The organism is Paraburkholderia gardini, assembly GCF_907164575.1.
Lineage (GTDB): Bacteria > Pseudomonadota > Gammaproteobacteria > Burkholderiales > Burkholderiaceae > Paraburkholderia > Paraburkholderia gardini.
The window spans coordinates 1-18165 of record NZ_CAJQYY010000004.1 but is presented as its reverse complement, the minus strand read 5'-3'; the positions used below and the strand labels follow the sequence as shown (position 1 = coordinate 18165).

17 protein-coding genes are annotated in these 18165 nt (G+C 65.0%); 6 read left to right on the top strand and 11 right to left on the bottom strand.

Annotation, left to right across the window (positions count from 1 at the left end; translation table 11 throughout):
• Window positions 1-3: 3 nt before the first annotated feature.
• Genes LPA34_RS04455 through LPA34_RS04445 form a run of 3 tightly spaced genes read right to left on the bottom strand, consistent with a single transcriptional unit; the run spans window position 4 to window position 3995 of the window.
• On the bottom strand, window positions 4-204 hold the full coding sequence (locus LPA34_RS04455; RefSeq protein ID WP_228975364.1) for a DUF1656 domain-containing protein: 201 nt from the start codon (window positions 202-204) through the stop codon (window positions 4-6).
• Window positions 194-2395 (bottom strand): FUSC family protein, encoded by a 2202-nt coding sequence (locus tag LPA34_RS04450; protein WP_228975359.1) that lies wholly within the window; start codon window positions 2393-2395, stop codon window positions 194-196. Before LPA34_RS04450 ends, LPA34_RS04455 begins: the two co-directional genes overlap by 11 nt.
• Before the next feature lie 13 nt (window positions 2396-2408).
• A complete protein-coding gene (locus LPA34_RS04445) occupies window positions 2409-3995 on the bottom strand; it encodes an efflux transporter outer membrane subunit (protein WP_228975358.1) in 1587 nt (528 codons plus the stop codon).
• Window positions 3996-4149: 154 nt separating this feature from the next.
• On the opposite strand from LPA34_RS04445, the gene LPA34_RS04440 reads away from it, so the two are divergent.
• Both LPA34_RS04440 and LPA34_RS04435 read left to right on the top strand, forming a co-directional pair.
• Window positions 4150-5088, top strand: a complete 939-nt coding sequence (locus LPA34_RS04440; protein WP_228975357.1) for a LysR family transcriptional regulator — start codon at window positions 4150-4152, stop codon at window positions 5086-5088.
• Between the two features lie 203 nt (window positions 5089-5291).
• Window positions 5292-5447: a hypothetical protein gene (locus LPA34_RS04435; RefSeq protein WP_228975354.1), complete on the top strand. Its 156-nt coding sequence runs from the start codon at window positions 5292-5294 to the stop codon at window positions 5445-5447.
• Window positions 5448-5643: 196 nt separating this feature from the next.
• Here LPA34_RS04435 and LPA34_RS04430 read toward each other — a convergent pair whose 3' ends face one another.
• The 4 genes from LPA34_RS04430 to wrbA form a co-directional block, all read right to left on the bottom strand.
• Window positions 5644-6474, bottom strand: a complete 831-nt coding sequence (locus tag LPA34_RS04430) for a metallophosphoesterase (RefSeq protein ID WP_228975352.1) — start codon at window positions 6472-6474, stop codon at window positions 5644-5646.
• 37 nt (window positions 6475-6511) lie between these two features.
• Window positions 6512-7951: an FAD-binding oxidoreductase gene (locus LPA34_RS04425; RefSeq protein WP_228975350.1), complete on the bottom strand. Its 1440-nt coding sequence runs from the start codon at window positions 7949-7951 to the stop codon at window positions 6512-6514.
• A gap of 137 nt (window positions 7952-8088) precedes the next feature.
• On the bottom strand, window positions 8089-8523 hold the full coding sequence (locus tag LPA34_RS04420) for a DUF2069 domain-containing protein (RefSeq protein WP_228975348.1): 435 nt from the start codon (window positions 8521-8523) through the stop codon (window positions 8089-8091).
• Window positions 8520-9122 (bottom strand): NAD(P)H:quinone oxidoreductase, encoded by a 603-nt coding sequence (gene wrbA, locus LPA34_RS04415; protein WP_228975346.1) that lies wholly within the window; start codon window positions 9120-9122, stop codon window positions 8520-8522. The genes LPA34_RS04420 and wrbA overlap by 4 nt, the downstream gene beginning before the upstream one ends.
• A 99-nt stretch (window positions 9123-9221) precedes the next feature.
• On the opposite strand from wrbA, the gene LPA34_RS04410 reads away from it, so the two are divergent.
• Window positions 9222-10523 (top strand): YihY family inner membrane protein, encoded by a 1302-nt coding sequence (locus LPA34_RS04410; RefSeq protein WP_324251705.1) that lies wholly within the window; start codon window positions 9222-9224, stop codon window positions 10521-10523.
• Between the two features lie 68 nt (window positions 10524-10591).
• Here the strand turns inward: LPA34_RS04410 and LPA34_RS04405 are convergent, their stop codons facing one another.
• The 3 genes from LPA34_RS04405 to LPA34_RS04395 all read right to left on the bottom strand — a co-directional run bounded on the left by LPA34_RS04405 (window position 10592) and on the right by LPA34_RS04395 (window position 13291).
• Entirely contained in the window at window positions 10592-10912 is a 321-nt protein-coding gene (locus tag LPA34_RS04405; protein ID WP_228975690.1) for a DUF962 domain-containing protein, read from the bottom strand.
• A 169-nt stretch (window positions 10913-11081) separates the two neighbouring features.
• Window positions 11082-11912 (bottom strand): alpha/beta fold hydrolase, encoded by an 831-nt coding sequence (locus tag LPA34_RS04400; RefSeq protein WP_228975341.1) that lies wholly within the window; start codon window positions 11910-11912, stop codon window positions 11082-11084.
• The gene (locus tag LPA34_RS04395; protein ID WP_228975339.1) at window positions 11909-13291 is read right to left on the bottom strand and encodes an O-acetylhomoserine aminocarboxypropyltransferase; all 1383 of its coding nucleotides are present in this window, start codon (window positions 13289-13291) and stop codon (window positions 11909-11911) included. Before LPA34_RS04395 ends, LPA34_RS04400 begins: the two co-directional genes overlap by 4 nt.
• A 164-nt stretch (window positions 13292-13455) precedes the next feature.
• Between LPA34_RS04395 and LPA34_RS04390 the strand changes: the two genes are divergently transcribed.
• The 3 genes from LPA34_RS04390 to aroC all read left to right on the top strand — a co-directional run bounded on the left by LPA34_RS04390 (window position 13456) and on the right by aroC (window position 17280).
• Window positions 13456-13911: a CBS domain-containing protein gene (locus LPA34_RS04390; RefSeq protein ID WP_228975335.1), complete on the top strand. Its 456-nt coding sequence runs from the start codon at window positions 13456-13458 to the stop codon at window positions 13909-13911.
• A 166-nt stretch (window positions 13912-14077) separates the two neighbouring features.
• A complete protein-coding gene (locus tag LPA34_RS04385) occupies window positions 14078-16015 on the top strand; it encodes an MFS transporter (RefSeq protein WP_228975334.1) in 1938 nt (645 codons plus the stop codon).
• Between the two features lie 164 nt (window positions 16016-16179).
• Window positions 16180-17280, top strand: coding sequence for a chorismate synthase (gene aroC, locus LPA34_RS04380; protein WP_228975332.1), 1101 nt, complete (start codon window positions 16180-16182; stop codon window positions 17278-17280).
• 124 nt (window positions 17281-17404) lie between these two features.
• Here aroC and LPA34_RS04375 read toward each other — a convergent pair.
• Window positions 17405-18165 (bottom strand): electron transfer flavoprotein-ubiquinone oxidoreductase (locus tag LPA34_RS04375; RefSeq protein ID WP_228975330.1); only part of this gene is annotated, 761 nt, incomplete at its 5' end.

Genomic DNA, 18165 nt, shown 5'->3' with positions numbered 1-18165 from the left:
TGATCAACGATAAACGGCGAGGCCAAGCACCCCGCACACACAGACGAGCAGGCTCGCCCTGAATAAGGATGGATGCCAGACGATGCTGTACAAACCCGTCCACGCGATCACGCGGTCCAGCACCCACGTGATCGCGGCACCGCCAATGAACAGCAGCACGATGGCCGGTATATAGGCGTCCAGGACGGAAATTTCACGCGGCATGGCGTTCTCCCTCAAGCGTCTCGTCGCGCTCGCCCACCAGTGCCTCCAGCGGCGACTGCGGATCGAGCAGCGCGGTACGTATGAAATGCAGATGACTCAGAATGCGTTGCAGCTGGTGGCGTTCCTCGCGCGGCGGCGTGAACGTCGCGAGCACCAGTTGCGTCGACGCGATCGCGTCGGCGTTGGCGAGCAGTGCTTCGTCCATGCGGTCGGCACGCGGATGATCGAAGAGCGCCGCGAGCGAGTCGCGCATCGTGCGGATCGCAACCCGCCACGGCGTCGATCCGGCGTAGCGCGGATCGGCGGGCAGCGTCGCGAGTTCATTGCGCACATCGATGATCGCGTTGCCCACTTCCAGCACCGCGAAGAGCCAGCGCAACGTTTTCAGCTTCAGTTCGGGCTCGCCCTCGGCGAGCGCGTTGATCTGGAACATCAGGTCGCGCGCGCCGCTCTCGAAGCGCGAGCGCAGGCGCGCGAGCCGCCCGTGGCAACTCAGCAGCACCTGGCGGCGCAGATCGTGAAAGAGCCGGTTGCGCAGCCACGGCGTCGACGGCGGCAGCAGCACCGCGAACGCAATCGACGACACCAGCAGCGACATCACGAGCGCGAGCGCATCGTTCATGAAGCTCGTCGGGTCGTAGTGGATGAGGTTGTCCGGCCCCGCCAGGAAGCAGAAGAAAATGCAATAGCCGACGCCGTAGCCGGCCAGCTTCGGCCGCGTCGTCATGAACACGCCCAGCAGCAGGAACGGCGTGAGCGTGAGGGCGAGCAGCGGAAAGCCGTCGATGTGCGGATAGATGCCGAACATGACGATCATCCCCATGACCGTCGAGAGCACGGTGCCCGCCGCCATCTGGAACGCGGTGCGCGTCGGATAAGGCGACGACGACGCCAGCGCGCAGATCGCCGCCGCATTCAGTACGAGCGTCGTGCCGCTCGGCCACGCGGTCGCGATCCAGAACGCGCTGAGCACCAGCATCACGACGACCGCGCGCAGGCCCGCGATGCCCGCCGCGACCGGATTGGTCTTCGGCTCGTAGCGCTCGATCCAGCGTTCGCGCTCATGCGTATCGACGGCCAGCGACGCGTACGTCGCGGCGTAGGCATGCAGATCGTCGACGAAGCGATACAGCAGCTCGCTCGCCGTGTCGAAATCGAGCAGCGGACACTCGGGTTTCGTCTCGAGTTCCGCGCGCGTCGCACGGATGCGCTTCGGCAACGCCGCCTTGTACGCTTCGAGCTGCGCGGCGGCGTGCTCGGCGTCGCTCGCGGTCAGCACCGGCTCGCCCGCGCCCGATTTCGCGAGCAGCGGCGCGATTTCCTTGAAGTACGGTTCGAGCGCGGCGATGGTTTCGGCGGCGGCCGTCCTGTGCAGACGGTTCATCAACTGATGCAGCGCATGAAAACGTGTCGACGCGGTCATGAACTCGCTGTTCAGCCGCGACAGGCGCCCACTTTTCATCCGCGATTCCGGGCTTTCGAACACTGCGACGCTGCGGGTCGCCTCGAAGCCGACGATATCGGCGACGAAGCGCGCGTTCGTCGCTTCGATCTGCTCGCGCGGCACGCGGCCGGACAGCGAGCCGGACACGTATTCGACAAACGCGCTGAAGCGTGCGCGCACGGTAGAGCGCATCTGTTCGCCCGCATGCTGCGGAAACACAAGCGCGCTGACGGCGCCCGAACACAGGATGCCGAGCGTGACCTCGGCCACCCGCGTGAGCGCCGACAGGAACGCGCCGTCCGGATGCTGCGAGGCCGGAATGCCGATCAGCGCCGCCGTGTAGCCCGCGAGCACGAAGCCATACGAGCGGAAATTGCGGTTACGCGCCGCGCCGGCCGTGCAGATGCCGACCCAGAGCGCGGTCGAGAGCAGGAAAAGCTCCGGCTGCTGCGAAAAAAGTCCGAGCAGCGCGAGCATCACGACAAGCCCGACGAGCGTGCCGCAGATCCGGTAGAAGCTTTTCGCGAGCACCATCCCGCTTTGCGGCTGCATCACGACGAACACGGTCGTCATCGCAGTGCGCGGCTGGGGCAGGTCGAGCTTCATCGCAATGCCGAGCGTGAGCAGCGCCGCGGCGATCGCCTTGAACATGTAGATCCAGGTGCGGCCGTCGGTGCGGGCCCAGTCGGCAGCGGCCGTGTAGAACGCGGCGAGCGGCGACGGGGCGGAGGAAAGCGGTGTGGACATGGGAGCGCCGCGCTTACTTCGGTGACACCGTGCTGACCGGCCGCGGCGTGGCGGCGGTCGCCGCGCCGGGTGTCGTCGATGCAACCGGTGTGGCCGGTGCCGGCGTCTTCTTGCCGCGTCCATGCGCCGGTAGCGTCTCGGTGGTATCGGGGCCGTCTTCCGGTTCGATGACGCCGCCGCCGAGGGCGGTCACGAGCGAAGCCTGCACGCCGATCCGTTCGGCCTGCACGCGCGCAACGCCTTCCTGGGCGCGCAGCAGTTGCGTCTGCGCGATCAGCACGTTCAGGTAGTCGGTCAGGCCGCGCCGGTAACCCTCCGCCGACAGCTGGAAATTCCGGCGCGCGGCATCGACGGAGCGCTGTTCGTCCTTCGCCTGTGTTTCGAGCGACTTCATGCGCACGATCTGGTCGGCGATATCCTTCAGCGCGCTCACGATCGTCTGGTTGTACTGATCGACGGCTGCGTCATAGCCGGCGGACGCCGCACCGAGCTGCGCACGCAGCCGGCCGCCCTCGAAGATCGGCAGCGACAGCGCGGGGCCGGCCGTCCATCCGCCGTTCGCCGCGTGCAGGAACTGGAACATCGGGCCTGCCGCCGCAAAGCCGCCGACCGACGCGAGCAGATTGATGTTCGGATAGAAGTCGGCCTTCGCGACGTCGATGCCGCGCGCCTGTGCCGCGACCGTCCAGCGGGCGGCCACGACGTCCGGCCGGTGCCCGATGAGTTCGGCCGGCAACGTCGAGGGCAGGCCGACCGGCGCCGCAAGCCCGATGGTCGGGCGCGTGATCGCTTCGCCCGCGCCTGGGCCCTTGCCCGCGAGTGCGGCGAGCTGGTTGCGCCCGAGTGCGATCGCTTCTTCGTAGGCGTCGATCTGACGTTCGTATTCCGGCAGCGGCGTTTCGGCCTGGCTCACTTCGAGCTGTGTGCCGAGGCCGCCTTTCAGGCGCTTCGTCGCGAGATCCAGAATGCGCTGCTGCTGGTCGACCGTCGATTTCGCGATGTCGAGCAGCGCGTAATTCATCGACATCTGCACGTACGTGCGCACCACGTTCGCTTCGAGTTCGAGCTGGGCGGCGCGGGCGTCGGCGGCTGACGCGTGCGCCATGTCCAGCGCGCGTTCGGCGTTGTTGCGATCGTGGCCCCACAGGTCGAGGTTGTACGAGAGGCTGATCGTGCCGGTGTTGTTCCAGGTGTTCGCGTCGGCGAGCGGGCCCGGACCGTAATAGACATTGTCCGGCCAGTGCTGGCGCTGGATCGACAGATCGCCCTTCACCTGCGGCGAGAGCGCCGAGGCAACCACGCCCGCGAGCGAGCGCGCCTGAAGCACGCGCGCCTGGGCGACCGCGAGCGTCGGATTGCCTGCCTGCGCGGCGGCCACCCATGCGTTCAGTTGCGGATCGTTATAGGCGCGCCACCACCTGGCGTCGGGCCATTTCGCGTCCGCGTTGGCCGTGCGGATCGCCGCGCCGGCGTCGAGCGTGGATGAATCGAGCCCCTGCGCCTGCGGCGCGATGCCTCCGGTATTGGCACAGCCGGTGATTATTAATGAGATCGTAAGAACGCTGAGCGCAACGATCCATTTCGATACCGGAGACTGCACGATTTGCTCCTCAAATGACTATAGAACACTGTGCGTCATTATATTTTTTCAGCGATTACTGAATAACCCGTAAAAGTGAAAGGCATTTTTACGGGAATTGAGATAATCGTTCTTGCGATTCATGTAACAATCGACCGGGTTAAAGGAAGGATATATGGATACGCTTCAAAACATGCGCGTCTTTGTCCGGGTCGTGGAAGCAGGCAGCTTCACGGGCGCCGCGCAGCACCTTAATACCACCACGGCCTATTGTTCCCGCGCGGTGTCCGATCTGGAAGCGCACCTGCGCACGCGGCTGCTCAACCGCACGACGCGGCGCATCGCGCTGACCGAAGCGGGCGAGCGTTATCTGCAGCGCTGCGAGGAGATTCTCGCTTATGTCGACCAGGCGGAAGCGGAGGCGGGCGACGCGCACGCCCGTCCGTCCGGCAAGCTGAAAATACACGGGATGACGAGCTTCGGCCAGCACTACGTCGTGCCCGCCGTCGGTCGTTATCAGAAGCGATATCCGGATGTGCACGTCGAGCTGACGCTCGCCCCGCGCATGCCTGACCTGCTCGACGAAGGCTACGACGTATCCCTCACGCTCGCGACCGGCCTGCCCGATTCCGGTCTCGTTTCGCAGCGACTCGGCAGCGCGTTCAGCATCGCCTGCGCGTCGCCGGCGTATCTGGAGCGCAATGGCATTCCGCAAACGCCGGCCGATCTCGCAAAACACACCTGCCTGCAGATGATGACGCCGGTTTTCCCGTCCGACGAATGGATTTTCGATGGCCCCAACGGCCAGGAATCCGTGTTCCTCGGTCCGGCGACGTTTCAGGTGAACGTCGCCGAAGCGATGGCGGTGGCGGTGCGCGAAGGCATGGGCATCGGCCTGATTCCGATCTACTCGGCGATCAGCGGCCTGCGTAGCGGTGAGTTTGTCTGGATCCTGCCGGAATACACGTCGCAGGAAATGAACGTGTACGCGCTCTACGCCTCGCGCCAGTATCTCGACGCGAAAATCCGCACGTGGGTCGAGTTCATGCGCGATGAACTGCCGGCGACGCTTGCCACCGATCAGGCCGAGTTGCGCCGTTTCGCGCGGACTTGACTACGCGTGTGACCGCGTTGTGACTGTCTAGCCGGACGTGCGCATGCGGTTGCGCGCTGTTACACCCGTGGCGCACCGCAACACTTCCTTACTTCTTCGCGCGAATCGATTTGCTAACGTGTGGCGGGTGCACCGATCGATCTGATGTGTACACGCAGCACCCGAATCAATCGCATCACCTGAACCGGACGAAGAGGAATTTCATGGATACGCATCTGCTCGTCGGCATTGCCGTCATGCTCGGACTGATCGGAATCGCCGCCGGGCGCAATCTGCTGCGCACCCTGCGCCCGCAACCCCAACTCGTGCCGCTCAAGGTGTCCCGTCCCGTTCGTTCAGACCGTTCCGACATTCGCTGACCGGATCGCCTGCGTTCGTGACGTCTGGTCACGGTAAGACTTCGATCAGACGCTGTTTGCCGCCAGGCAGGCGGTTGACATCGCCGCCCACGCGATACCACACGAATTCGCCCGCCGGCACGCAGTCGTTGCGCGCCATCGTTTCAGGTTCCCGCAATGGCAGCGTCGGAAAGAACCACGCATGGGAACCGCGGCGCTAGATTTCCACCACCTTGTCCCACGCGAAATCGGGGTTTTCGAGCTTGCGGGTGCGCCGGTCGATATAGCCGCGCGGGTTGCACACCACGCGCGTGCCGTTCACCGTGTAGTCGAACGCGGTATGCGTATGCCCGTGGATCCACAGCGCGGCGGGTGCCCGGACGAGTTCCGGCAGATCGTTGACGAAGCCGGCCGACACGCGGTCGTCGGCGTAACGGGCGGCGAGACTGAGCCGGTGCGGCGCGTGGTGGGTCACGACGATCGTCTTGCCGGCAAACGGCTTCGCCAGTTCCGCCTCGAGCCAGGCGCGTGCGTTCCTGTGTAGCGCGAGCGAATCGGCGGGTGTGAAGTCGCGTGGGCCGGCGGCGTTACCGTCTTCGTTACCGGCATCCTGGGCGTTTGGCCAGGTGAGCTGGATGAGTCCGCGGAAGTCGAGCATCACGCGCTCGGCCGCGGCAATCGACTCCGCGCGCGCCTCGTCGCTCGTGCCGTAGAGCGCGAAGTCGGTCCACAACGTGGTGCCGAGCACGCGCCAGCGGCCGTCGGGGGCGACCAGCGAAGCATTGTTCAGGAAGTGGATGTTATCGACCGCATGCGCCGCGTCGTGCATGGCCGACTCCAGCGCGCCGAACTCGCCGTCGTAGTACTCGTGGTTACCCGGCACGTAGATGACGGGCACCGCGTCATCGAACGTTTCCGCCGCCCAGCGCAGGCCGAGCGCGTGATTGTGGATGTCGCCGGCGAGCACCACCAGATCCGCGTTCGCATGGGGGATCACTTCGGGCTCGTCGCTTTCGAGATGCAGGTCGGACAGGACACGGATCTTCACAGGCACGGCTCCTCCTTCAAGATCGATGCGCCGGACCTCAGCGTATCACCTTGCCGGCGTTCATCAGATTGAGCGGATCGAGCGCGGCCTTCAGGGTGCGCATCAGCTGAACCTCGACGGGTTGCTTGTAGTGCATCGCCTCGTCGATTTTCAGCTGCCCGAGGCCGTGTTCCGCGCTGATGCTGCCGCGATGCCGGTGCACGCTGTCGTACACGATGCGGGCGATCGATGTCTGATACTGCGTCAGAAACGCCTTTGCGTCGACACCTTCGGGCGCCTGCACGTTGTAATGCAGATTGCCGTCGCCGAGGTGGCCGAACGTCACCATGCGTGCGCCCGGCACGTGCTCGGCGATCGCCGCGCCGGTTTCATCGATGAAGTGGCCGATGCGCGAAACCGGCACGGCGATATCGTGCTTGAGGTTCAGTCCTTCCTCGGCCTGGGCGAGCGGAATATGTTCGCGCAGGTTCCAGAACGCCCGCGACTGGGCGATGTTTTCCGCGACGACCGCATCCTCGACGAGGCCTTCTTCGAGCGCGTGTTCCATCAGCCGTTCGAAGAGCGCGCGCGCGTGCTCCTCGCTCTCGCTGTCCGACAGTTCGAGGAGCACGGCCTGTGCGTGCGATTCTGCAAACGGATAGCGCATCTGCGGGAAATGCTTGCCGACGAGCTTCAGACAGAAATCCGACATCAGTTCGAAGCCGGTCAGCAGCGGTCCGGCAAAGCGCTGCGTGAGCGCGAGAAATTCGAGTGCCGCATGCGGCGACGCAAGCGCCGCGAGCGCCGTGACGCGCGCGGCCGGTTGCGGATGCAGCTTCATGACAGCGGCGGTGATGATGCCGAGCGTGCCTTCGGCACCGATGAAGAGGTCGCGCAGGTCGTAGCCGGTGTTGTCCTTGCGCAGCCCGCGCAGGCCGTCCCAGAGTTCGCCTTGCGCCGTGACGATTTCGAGGCCGAGACACAGTTCGCGCGTGTTGCCGTAACGCAGGACGCCAGTGCCGCCCGCGTTCGTCGCGAGATTGCCGCCGATCGTGCAGCTGCCTTCCGCCGCGAGGCTGAGCGGAAACAGACGGCCGGCTTCCTGCGCGCGGGCCTGGACGTCGGCGAGCACGACGCCTGCTTCGACGGTGATCGTGTTGTTGTGCGGATCGATATCGCGAATGCGGTTCAGGCGCTTCAGGCTCAGCACGGCCTGCTCGCCGCTGCTGTCGGGTGTTGCGCCGCCGGCGAGTCCGGTGTTGCCGCCTTGCGGGACGATCACGATGTGGTGTTCGACGGCAAGCCTGACGAGCGCCGCCACCTCCCCGGCCGACGACGGGCAGAGCACCGCAAGCGTGGCGCCGGTGTAGCGGCGGCGCCAGTCGGTGACGTACGGCGCGGTGTCGTGCGGGTCCGTCAGGACGTGCGCGGCGCCAATGGTCGCGCGGCATGCGTCGACGAACGTGTGATGGCGGGAGGCTTCAGCAGGTTGAGTCATGATGGTCGGTCAGTGTGTATTGCGGGCTTCGGGCGTGGGTTCCTGTCTTGCGTGCGCGATGCATGCGACCGGCATGCATATCTGTTTCAGCCGATTTTCCACGTGTGTGGCGTGCGTGGCGTGCGCATTACGGCTGTTCATACGGCGGCTTTCTTCGCGCGCTTCGCCGCGCGTTTGTAGGGCGCGACGTAGCCGAGCGCGCAGACAAAGAAAACGCCCGCGAGCACCGTTTCGAACCAGCCGAGCCGTGCGCTCAGGCCCGCATCGGTCATGCCGCGCACGATGCCTTCCGCGAGATAAGGCAGCACCAGCATCGAAGCCCATTGCAAGGTGTACACGCGATGGCGCAGCACGCCGCCCAGCGCGAAACACAGCGGCACGGCCTTCAGCACGAGCGCCGAGCCGCCTGGACGCAGCGGCGCAAGCCACCATTCCCACGCGATCGACAACACGATCAGCGCGATCAGCGTCACCGAGGCGCCGTGCGCGAAGCCGCGCGGCGCGCTAACGGGCGCGGTCGATGGCTCGGGTGCTGGAGTGAGGCCGGCGGGCGGCACATGCGGTGTGTTCATGGCCGCTCGCTCATCATCGAAGCCGCCCGGGCAACGCGCGTGCCCAGCGCGATCGCGAGCGTTTTTTCGTCGGCGGAAATACCCTGTCCGGCCGAGCCCGCGCGCGCGAAATGCGACGCGCCGTAGGGTGTGCCGCCGGTCTGCGTGGTGGTGAGCGTGCTCTCGGTGTACGGAATGCCGAGGATCATCATGCCGTGGTGAAGGAGCGGCAGCATCATGGAAAGCAGCGTGGTTTCCTGCCCGCCGTGCAGGCTGCCCGTCGACGTAAACACGCAGGCCGGCTTGCCAGCGAGCGCGCCGGAAAGCCACTGGGGTGTCGTGCCATCGAGGAAATATTTAAGCGAAGCGGCCATGTTGCCGAAGCGGGTGGGAGAACCGAGCGCGAGCCCGGCGCATTCCTCGAGATCGCGCAGTTCGACATACGGCGGGCCCCCGGCGGGAATGTCCGGCTGGGTCGCCTCGCAGACGGTCGAAACGGGCGGCACGGTACGCACGCGCGCCTGCATGCCCGGCACGCTGTCGATGCCGTGTGCGATCGCCAGCGCAAGCTCGCGCGTGGCGCCGTGACGGCTGTAATAGAGCACAAGAATGTCTTTCATAGGCCTCGTCGGTGAGCGGGTATTATAGGGGCTGGGTCCGCGCGCACGTTGCGCGGCGGGCGGTTTCGCGCGGCGAAGGAGGTGCTTTTGTTGTCCAGAATGCGTGTCGATCTCGACGTAGTCCGGCGTCTTGCGCAGTTTGCCGCGCAACGCAGCAGCGAAGACCGTATTCCGCAGGTGGCCGGCAGCCTCACGTTCACCACGATGCTCGCGATAGTCCCGCTCGCGACGGTCGCGTTTGCTCTCTTCACCGCATTTCCGATTTTTGCGTCGTTCCGGGTGTCGCTGCAGGATTTTCTCGCCGACCATCTGATGCCCGCGCAGATCAACAACCAGATTTTCAACTGGCTGAACGAATTTGCGTCGAAGGCTAAAGGCCTGACGACGATGGGCATGATCTTCCTGTTCCTCACGTCGGTGATGACGATGATGACGGTCGAATCCGCCTTCAACGTGATCTGGCGCGTGCGCAAGCCGCGACCTTTCGCGCAGCGCGTGCTGGTCTACTGGGCGATTCTCACGCTGAGCCCGCTGCTGATCGGCTTCAGCCTGTCGATTTCCTCCTATCTCTTCACGCAGTCGATGGCGTTCACCGGCGCGCAGCACGTGCCGACCGTGATCGAATGGGCGTTGACGGGTGCGGCGTTGCCGCTCACCGCGCTCGCGTTCACGATGCTGTACGTCTATCTGCCGAACTGCCGGGTCGAATGGCGCGACGCGGTGGTCGGCGGCCTGTGCGCCGCACTCGCCTTCGAACTCGCGAAACGCGGCTTTGGCTATTACATCCGGCGCATTCCAACGTACACGGCCGTCTACGGCGCGTTCGCCGCGCTGCCGATGTTCCTGCTCTGGATGTATCTCAGCTGGTTCGTCACGCTGGCGGGCGCGATGATCGCCTCGGCGTTGCCGGCCATCCGCACCGGCCAGTTCCACCGGCCGCAGTTTCCCGGCAGCGACCTGTTCGACGGACTCGAACTTCTGGCACGGCTCTCCGAAGCCCGTGAAGCCGGCAAGCCGGGCTACACGATCCAGCAGCTCGCGCGCATGCTTCGTCGCGATATGGATACGACCATCCGTATCACGCGAGAACTCGAAAACCGCGAGTGGGTTGCGCACCTGGAGGAAAACGGCGCGCAGCCGCACTTTCTGCTGCTCGCGAACCCGAACCAGATTACCGTTGCGCACCTGTTCGCGATGTTCGTCATCGACCGCCCGGAACTGGAGTACCAGTTGAATCTCGATTCGACGCGCGTGGATGGCGCATCGCTGCTCGCCGCACTCGATAACGACAAACTCGACATTTCGCTTGCTTCGCTGCTGCTGACGCGGGCCGCCGCACGCGCGTCCGACAGCGCCGGGGACGACGCACAGCGGCGGGCGATGCCGCATCAGACGGCGTAGTTCGACGAGCGTCGCGATTACGGCTACGGCCCGAACGGTTCGTCGCTCGTCATTATTCTGCTATCCCGCTAAAGCGGGATTTTCCCGGTGCAGATGTCCCTGAACATCACCCAGTCGCCCATCAGGCTGTAAACCGGATGCCGGAAGGTGGCGGGGCGATTCTTCTCGAAGAAGAAATGCCCGATCCACGCGCAGCCATAGCCGCAGACGAGGGCGGCCGGCAGCCATACCCAGCCGCCGGTGGCGAGCGCCATCGCAAGAAAGCCGATCACACCCAGCGAGCCCACGAAATGCAGCCGGCGCGATACCGGGTGACGATGCTCTTCCAGGTAGAACGGATAGAACTCCGCGAAACTCGCGAAGTGACCGGTATGAGTGGTGTGTGCCATCATCGCCTCCGTTTCTTCCATGCCCGGCCGTTACACGTCGCGTGCGCCATGCACGTGCTGCCGGACAACTGAATTCATTGTGCTGCTAACGGATCAAGGGCGCAACCTGGCCGTCCGGCCGATGGTGCGCGCCGCTGCGATTCGCTATCGTGGTGGCTGTCGCGCAGGTTCAGGGGTTCGGCGCGGCGCGGGATGCAAATGTGAACAGGGCGTCGAGCGTTGCGTCCGGCTGCTCGGACATCAGCGCATGCCCCGCGTCCAGCGTGACAGTGTCGACGGCGGCACCGGCGCGCGCAAACGCGTCGGCGAGCGTGCGCGAAGCGCGTGGCGGCGTCATGGCGTCGCGCCACCCGACAATCAACCGCACGGGGCATCGCACCTGCGCTGCCCGCGCGATGCCTTCCGTCCAGGCGTTGCAGGCGCTGAAGTCCGTGTGAAAGAGGCGGGGCTCGCCGGTGGCGGCGACGCGCTCCATCAGCCGCTGGTTCATGCCGTGCAGCCAGAAGCCCGGCCCGGGACACGACGGCTTGGCGGCGAAGGTCGAGTGCGACCACTGGTTGACCATCGCGATGGCGTCGGGTTCGCGGTTCGCCGCCGCGTCGAGCAGGGTATCGGAAACAGTCATGGGCGCGGCGGTGGCGAGCAGCGCGAGATGGGTCGCGCGCTTGGGGTAGCGCGCGGCGAAATCGAGCGCGATGAGCGAGCCCATGCTGTGGCCGGCGCAGAACGCGCGCGCGACACCCGCCGCGTCGAGCAGCGCGGCCAGCCAGTCGGCCATGGCGCCGATGTCGCGCAACGCGGGCCCGCGGCTGCGGTGATGACCCGGCAGGTCGACCGCGAGCACGCCGAAGCCGTGGTGCGCGAAGTAGCGGGTCTGCAGCGCCCATACGCTGTGGTCGTGTTCGGCGCCGTGAATGAACACGGCCGTTGGGAGCGCCGGATCGAACGGTTTGCCGCCGGTGTAGGCGTACGCGGGCTGGCCGTGAACGTCGAGAATCATGCGGACTCCTTGCGCGCGCCGCCTTCCCTGGGTGGGGTTGCCGCCCCGTTGCTTGCAGTGCCTTTCGCGGTGTCTTTCGCCGCGCCTGTACCGGCGGATTTCTGCGACGCCTTCAGCGCGCGCTTGAGATCGTCGATCAGGTCGTCGGGATCTTCGAGGCCGATCGACAGCCGGATCGTGCCTTCGGCGATCCCGGCTGCGGCAAGCGCGGCGGCGTCCATGCGGAAATGCGTCGTGGACGCGGGATGGATGACGAGCGAGCGCGCGTCGCCCACGTTCGCGAGGTGCGAGAAGAGGGAGAGCGTTTCGATGAACCGGCGCCCAGCGGCGCGGTCGCCCCGCAGGTTGAAGCTGAATACCGCGCCCGCGCCACGCGGCAAAAGACGTTTCGCGAGCGCGTGGTCGGCATGCGATTCCAGTTCCGGATACGCGACGGATTGCACCGCCGCGTGGGCGGCCAGAAACGCGACCACCTTGCGCGTGTTCGCGACGTGGCGTTCCATGCGCAGCGGCAGCGTCTCGATGCCCTGCAACAGCTGCCAGGCGGCCTGTGGATGCAGGCACGCGCCGAAGTCGCGCAGGCCCTCGCGGCGGGCGCGCAGCAGGAACGGCGCGACGGTGCTTTCCTCGGCGAACACCATGCCGTGAAAGCCTTCGTACGGCTCGGTAAATTCGGGAAAGCGCCCGGACGCCTCGAAGTCGAATGTACCGCCATCCACCAGCACGCCGCCGATCGTCGTGCCGTGTCCGCCGAGAAACTTGGTCGCCGAGTGGTAGACGAAGTCGGCGCCGAGGTCGAACGGCTTGATGAGGTACGGTGTCGTGAACGTCGAATCGACGAGCAACGGCACGCGGTGCTCATGGGCAATGCTCGCGACTGCGGCGATATCCAGCACGTCGAGGCCCGGATTGCCGAGCGTTTCGCCGAACAGCAGCCGTGTATTGGGACGCAGCGCGGCGCGCCAGGCGTCGAGGTCGCCCGGTTTGACGAACGTCGTCTCGATGCCGAAACGCCGGAGCGTGTAGTGCAGCAGGTTGTGCGAACCGCCGTAAAGCGCGCTGGATGCCACGATGTGGGAGCCAGCGCCCATCAGCGTGACGATCGCAAGGTGCAGGGCGGCCTGGCCGCTGGCGGTGCCGATCGCGCCGGCACCGTTCTCCAGCGCGGCGACGCGCTCCTCGAAGACGGCGACGGTCGGGTTCGACATCCGCGAATACACGTGGCCGGCGCGCTCCATGTTGAAGAGCGATGCGGCGTGGTCGGCGTCGCGGAACGAAAACGAGGTGGTCTGGTAGATCGGCGTGGCGCGGGCGCCGGTCGTCGGGTCGGGGGCAGCGCCGGCATGCAGCGCAAGCGTGTCGAAACGGTTGGCGGACATCGTGAGCGGCGGAGCCACGGGTGGCCCGGCGAAGGATGAAAGTGGGGGCCATCGTATCACCGGGGCCCGGGCGCGTCCGCATGCGGTTTGCCCGCTTTCCTTTTGCACCCCTTTCCGCTAGGATCGAAAGTCAGTCAGGCTTTACGGCATTACAGGAGACAATCATGCGAGTCAGCGACATCCTCAAGGTCAAGGGCAATACACTTTTCACCGTCACGCCCGATACCGCGCTGAGCGAAGCAGTCAACACAATGGCCGAGCACGATATTGGCTCGCTGGTCGTCATGGAATACGGCGATCTGGTCGGCATGCTGACCTTCCGCGAAATCATTCTCACGCTGCGCGAAAATGGCGGCAGCGTCGGCACGTCGACGATCCGCAAGATCATGGACGACCATCCGCTTACCTGTACGCCGGAAACGGATGTGAACGAAGTCCGCCGCATGATGATCGAGCATCACGTTCGTTATCTGCCCGTGCTCGAAAGTCGCACGCTGATGGGCGTGATCTCGTTCTATGACGTTGCCCGGGCGGTCGTCGAGGAACAGGGTTTCGAGAACCGCATGCTGAAGGCGTATATCCGCGACTGGCCCGAGCAGGAGCAGGAACAGTCGCGTTGAGCGTTCGCCGCAGCGGGCGGGCATAGATATAGATCGCCGTCCGCGTTCAATGCGTCGCTGCAGTAGAAATGGAATCTGAGCAGAAAGCGCGCGCGAAAGCGTGCGCTTTTTTTGTGTCCGCGCAGGCCGCTGGTCGCCCTTACCTCAAGTCCTGGTTACCGTTTTCATGAACGATCGTCCGTTACCTGGAGTCCGTCGCGCCAGTCGTCCTGGCGGGGAGCACGAATCGCAGTTCCGCCTGCTGCGGGAGCGCCGTTTCGCGCCGTTTTTCTGGACGCAGTTTCTCGGTGCGATGAACGACAACGTCTTCAAGATCGGCTTCTCGTCGCTGGTCACGTTTCAGACCGCGCGGTTTTCAGGCGTCGACGCGAAGACGGCCGCGTTTCTGATTTCGGCCGTGTTCATCCTGCCGTTTGTGCTGTTCTCGGCCACCTCGGGGCAGATCGCCGACAAGTACGACAAGGCGATGCTCACGCGCTTCGTGAAAACGTTCGAGATCGGCGTGATGCTGGTCGGCGGAGCAGGATTCGTGTTCCACAGCGCGGCGTTGCTGTATGTCTGCACGTTCCTGATGGGCGTCCATTCCACGCTGTTCGGTCCAGTGAAATACGCGTATCTGCCGCAGCATCTGTCGAAACAGGAACTTGTCGGCGGTAACGGGATGGTCGAGATGGGCACGTTCGTCGCGATCCTGATCGGGACGATCGTCGGCGGAGCGGCTGCGGGCTTTGTGGAACACGGTGCCGTGGTGCTCGCGTGTGGCTGCGTGGCGATTGCACTGGTCGGGCGGCTCGTGTCGGGTGCCGTGCCGGAGTCGGCCGCGCCGCATCCGGAGTTGCCCATCAACTGGAATCCGGTCAGCGAAACGTGGCGCAATCTGAAACTCGCCCGCGAAGACCGCACGGTGTTCCTGAGCCTGCTCGGCATTTCGTGGTTGTGGTTCGTCGGCGCCACGTTCCTGTCGTCGTTTTTCAGCTTCGCGAAAGACGTGCTCTCGGCAAACCCGGATGTCGTCACGGTGTTGCTCGGCACGTTCTCGATCGGTATCGGCATCGGCTCGCTGCTCTGCGAACGGCTGTCGAAACGACGCATCGAGATCGGTCTTGTGCCGCTCGGCTCGATCGGCATGAGCGTGTTCGCCATCGACCTCTACTTCGCGAGCCACGCGATCCCGCCGGCCGCGCATCTGCTGGGCGTCGGCGAGTTTCTTTCGCTGTTGCCGCACTGGCGTATCCTCGCGGATCTTTTCCTGCTCGCGATGTTCGGCGGTTTCTACAGCGTGCCGCTCTACGCATTGATCCAGAGCCGCTGCCAGCCCGGCTATCGCGCGCGCATCATCGCGGCGAACAATATTCTGAATTCGCTGTTCATGATCGTGTCGGCGCTGATGGCGGTTGCGCTGAGTGCGGCGGGCGTCGGCATTCCTGGCATCTTTCTCGTGACGGCGATACTCAATATCGTGGTCGCCACCTACATCTATTCGCTCGTGCCGGAGTTTCTGCTGCGTTTTATCGCGTGGCTGCTGGTACACACGTTTTATCGCATCCGCCTCGTGCACGCCGAACGTATCCCCGAGGAGGGCGGCGCGGTGCTCGTGTGCAATCACGTGAGTTATCTCGATGCGGTCGTCATCATGGCGGAAAGCCCGCGGCCGATCCGTTTCGTGATGGACTACCGGATTTTTCGCTCGCCGTTTGCCGGATGGCTGTTTCGTCAGGCGAAGGCGATCCCGATCGCACCCGCGCACGAGAACCCGGAGATGCTCACGCGCGCCTACGAGACCTGTGCGAAAGCGCTCGCCGAAGGCGATCTGGTGTGCATCTTTCCCGAAGGCAAGCTGACGCGTACGGGCGATCTGAATCCGTTCCGGCATGGCGTGAGCGAAATCATCCAGCGCACGCCGGTTCCGGTCATCCCGATGGCGTTGCGCGGACTGTGGGGCAGCGTGTTTTCGCGGCATGAGGCCACGCACCTGCCCCGGCCGGTCCGCAAAGGCGTGATGAGCCGTCTGACGCTCGCGGTCGGCGAGCCGCTCGATCCGGTAACCGTTACGCCTGAAGGTTTGCAGCAGGTCGTGACGGAGTTGCGCGGCGCGCGTAAATAGCCGCGGCGCCACGATCGCCGGGTGTGCCTCGCGGCCAGGTCCGGCTGCGTGTTTCCAGCGGGCGGCGGGCATTCGAACAGGGCCCGCGCCGCTCGCCGGAGGGCGCGTTCAGGCGGACGGGCTGGCATAATAGCGGCTTCCCCGCCTTTCTTTGGACGACGCTCATGTCCGGCAATACCCTTGGTACGCTTTTCACCGTCACGACCTTTGGCGAATCGCACGGTCCGGCAATCGGCTGTGTCATCGATGGCTGTCCGCCGGGAATGGCGCTGACGGAAGCCGATATCCAGTTCGAACTCGATCGCCGCAAGCCGGGCACGTCGCGTCATGTCACGCAGCGCCAGGAAGAGGACAAGGTCGAGATTCTCTCGGGCGTCTTCGAAGGCACGACCACCGGCGCGCCGATCGCGCTCCTGATCCGCAACACGGACCAGCGCAGCAAGGATTACGGCAACATCGCCGATACGTTCCGGCCGGGGCACGCCGATTACACCTACTGGCAGAAATACGGTATCCGCGACTATCGCGGCGGCGGCCGTTCGTCGGCGCGTCTGACGGCACCGGCCGTCGCGGCCGGTGCCGTCGCGAAGAAATGGCTGCGCGAGAAGTTGGGTACCGAAATTCGCGGCTACATGAGCGCGCTGGGCGAGATCGACGTGCCGTTCGTCGACTGGTCGCACGTGCGGGAGAACCCGTTCTTCGCGCCGAACGCCGACATCGTCCCGCAGCTCGAAGAATATATGGACGCGCTTCGCAAGGATGGCGACTCGATCGGCGCGCGCATCAATGTGGTGGCATCGGGCGTGCCGGTGGGGCTCGGCGAGCCGCTCTTCGACCGTTTCGATGCCGATATCGCGCACGCGATGATGGGCATCAACGCGGTGAAGGGTGTGGAGATCGGCGCGGGTTTCGCGAGCGTCGCGCAACGCGGCTCGGTACATGGAGATGAACTGACGCCGGAAGGCTTCGTCGGCAATCACGCCGGCGGCGTGCTCGGCGGTATTTCGAGCGGGCAGGATGTGACGGTTTCGATCGCGATCAAGCCGACGTCGAGTATCCGTACGCCGCGTCGCTCGATCGACAAGGCGGGGCAACCGGCTATCGTCGAAACGTTCGGACGTCATGATCCGTGTGTCGGCATCCGCGCGACGCCGATCGCGGAAGCGATGCTCGCGCTGGTGATGATCGATCACGCGCTGCGGCATCGCGCGCAATGTGGCGATGTCGTCGTCGCCACGCCGAAGATCGCGGCAAGCGCACCTTGATGCGCTGAAGTCAGCACGCTGTGTAGCGCTTTCGTACGGCGAATGGCGCAGGCGCCGAGAAACAAAAAGCCCCGCTCGGTCGCGGGGCTTTTTACTCTTTTTACTGCATCACAGTGCAGCCGGATCACATATTCGGATAGTTAGGCCCACCGCCACCTTCGGGCGTGACCCACACGATGTTCTGCGTCGGGTCCTTGATGTCGCACGTCTTGCAGTGCACGCAGTTCTGCGCATTGATCACAAGCCGCTCCGTGTTGTCGTCGTTCTTTACGAATTCATAAACAGCGGCCGGGCAGTAACGCGCTTCCGGGCCCGCGTACGTCGCCAGATTCACGTTCACCGGCACCGACGGGTCTTTGAGCGTCAGGTGCGCCGGCTGGTTCTCCTCGTGATTCGTGTTCGAGATGAACACCGACGAGAGCCGGTCGAACGTCAGCTTGCCGTCCGGCTTCGGGTACACGATCGGCTTGCATTGCGAGGCGGGCTTGAGCATCTCGTGATCCGAATGCCGGTGATGCAGCGTCCACGGCACATTGCCGCCCAGCACCTTCTGCTCGAGCCCCACCATCAGCGTGCCCAGATACAGCCCCTTGCTCATCCACTGCTTGAAGTTGCGCGCACGGTACAGCTCGGTATAGAGCCACGAGGTCTTGAACGCTTCCGGATAGGCCGCGAGTTCATCGGCCTGACGGCCCGCCTGCACCGCGTCGAACGCGGCGTCGGCGGCGAGCATGCCGGTCTTGATCGCGGCGTGCGAGCCCTTGATGCGCGAGGCGTTCAGGAAACCCGCGTCGTCGCCCACCAGCGCGCCGCCCGGGAACACCAGCCTGGGCAGCGACAGCAGCCCGCCCGCGGTGATCGCCCGCGCGCCGTACGACACCCGCT

What these genes read in the sequence shown, in the direction of transcription:
- LPA34_RS04385 (WP_228975334.1), top strand. Translation starts at nt 14,078, where the DNA reads ATGAACGATCGTCCGTTACCTGGAGTCCGTCGCGCCAGTCGTCCTGGC.
- LPA34_RS04440 (WP_228975357.1), top strand. Translation starts at nt 4,150, where the DNA reads ATGGATACGCTTCAAAACATGCGCGTCTTTGTCCGGGTCGTGGAAGCA.
- LPA34_RS04420 (WP_228975348.1), bottom strand. Translation starts at nt 8,523, where the DNA reads ATGAACACACCGCATGTGCCGCCCGCCGGCCTCACTCCAGCACCCGAG.
- wrbA (WP_228975346.1), bottom strand. Translation starts at nt 9,122, where the DNA reads ATGAAAGACATTCTTGTGCTCTATTACAGCCGTCACGGCGCCACGCGC.
- LPA34_RS04400 (WP_228975341.1), bottom strand. Translation starts at nt 11,912, where the DNA reads ATGATTCTCGACGTTCACGGCCAGCCCGCGTACGCCTACACCGGCGGC.
- LPA34_RS04435 (WP_228975354.1), top strand. Translation starts at nt 5,292, where the DNA reads ATGGATACGCATCTGCTCGTCGGCATTGCCGTCATGCTCGGACTGATC.
- LPA34_RS04425 (WP_228975350.1), bottom strand. Translation starts at nt 7,951, where the DNA reads ATGACTCAACCTGCTGAAGCCTCCCGCCATCACACGTTCGTCGACGCA.
- LPA34_RS04405 (WP_228975690.1), bottom strand. Translation starts at nt 10,912, where the DNA reads ATGGCACACACCACTCATACCGGTCACTTCGCGAGTTTCGCGGAGTTC.
- LPA34_RS04455 (WP_228975364.1), bottom strand. Translation starts at nt 204, where the DNA reads ATGCCGCGTGAAATTTCCGTCCTGGACGCCTATATACCGGCCATCGTG.
- LPA34_RS04390 (WP_228975335.1), top strand. Translation starts at nt 13,456, where the DNA reads ATGCGAGTCAGCGACATCCTCAAGGTCAAGGGCAATACACTTTTCACC.
- LPA34_RS04410 (WP_324251705.1), top strand. Translation starts at nt 9,222, where the DNA reads ATGCGTGTCGATCTCGACGTAGTCCGGCGTCTTGCGCAGTTTGCCGCG.
- aroC (WP_228975332.1), top strand. Translation starts at nt 16,180, where the DNA reads ATGTCCGGCAATACCCTTGGTACGCTTTTCACCGTCACGACCTTTGGC.
- LPA34_RS04450 (WP_228975359.1), bottom strand. Translation starts at nt 2,395, where the DNA reads ATGTCCACACCGCTTTCCTCCGCCCCGTCGCCGCTCGCCGCGTTCTAC.
- LPA34_RS04395 (WP_228975339.1), bottom strand. Translation starts at nt 13,291, where the DNA reads ATGTCCGCCAACCGTTTCGACACGCTTGCGCTGCATGCCGGCGCTGCC.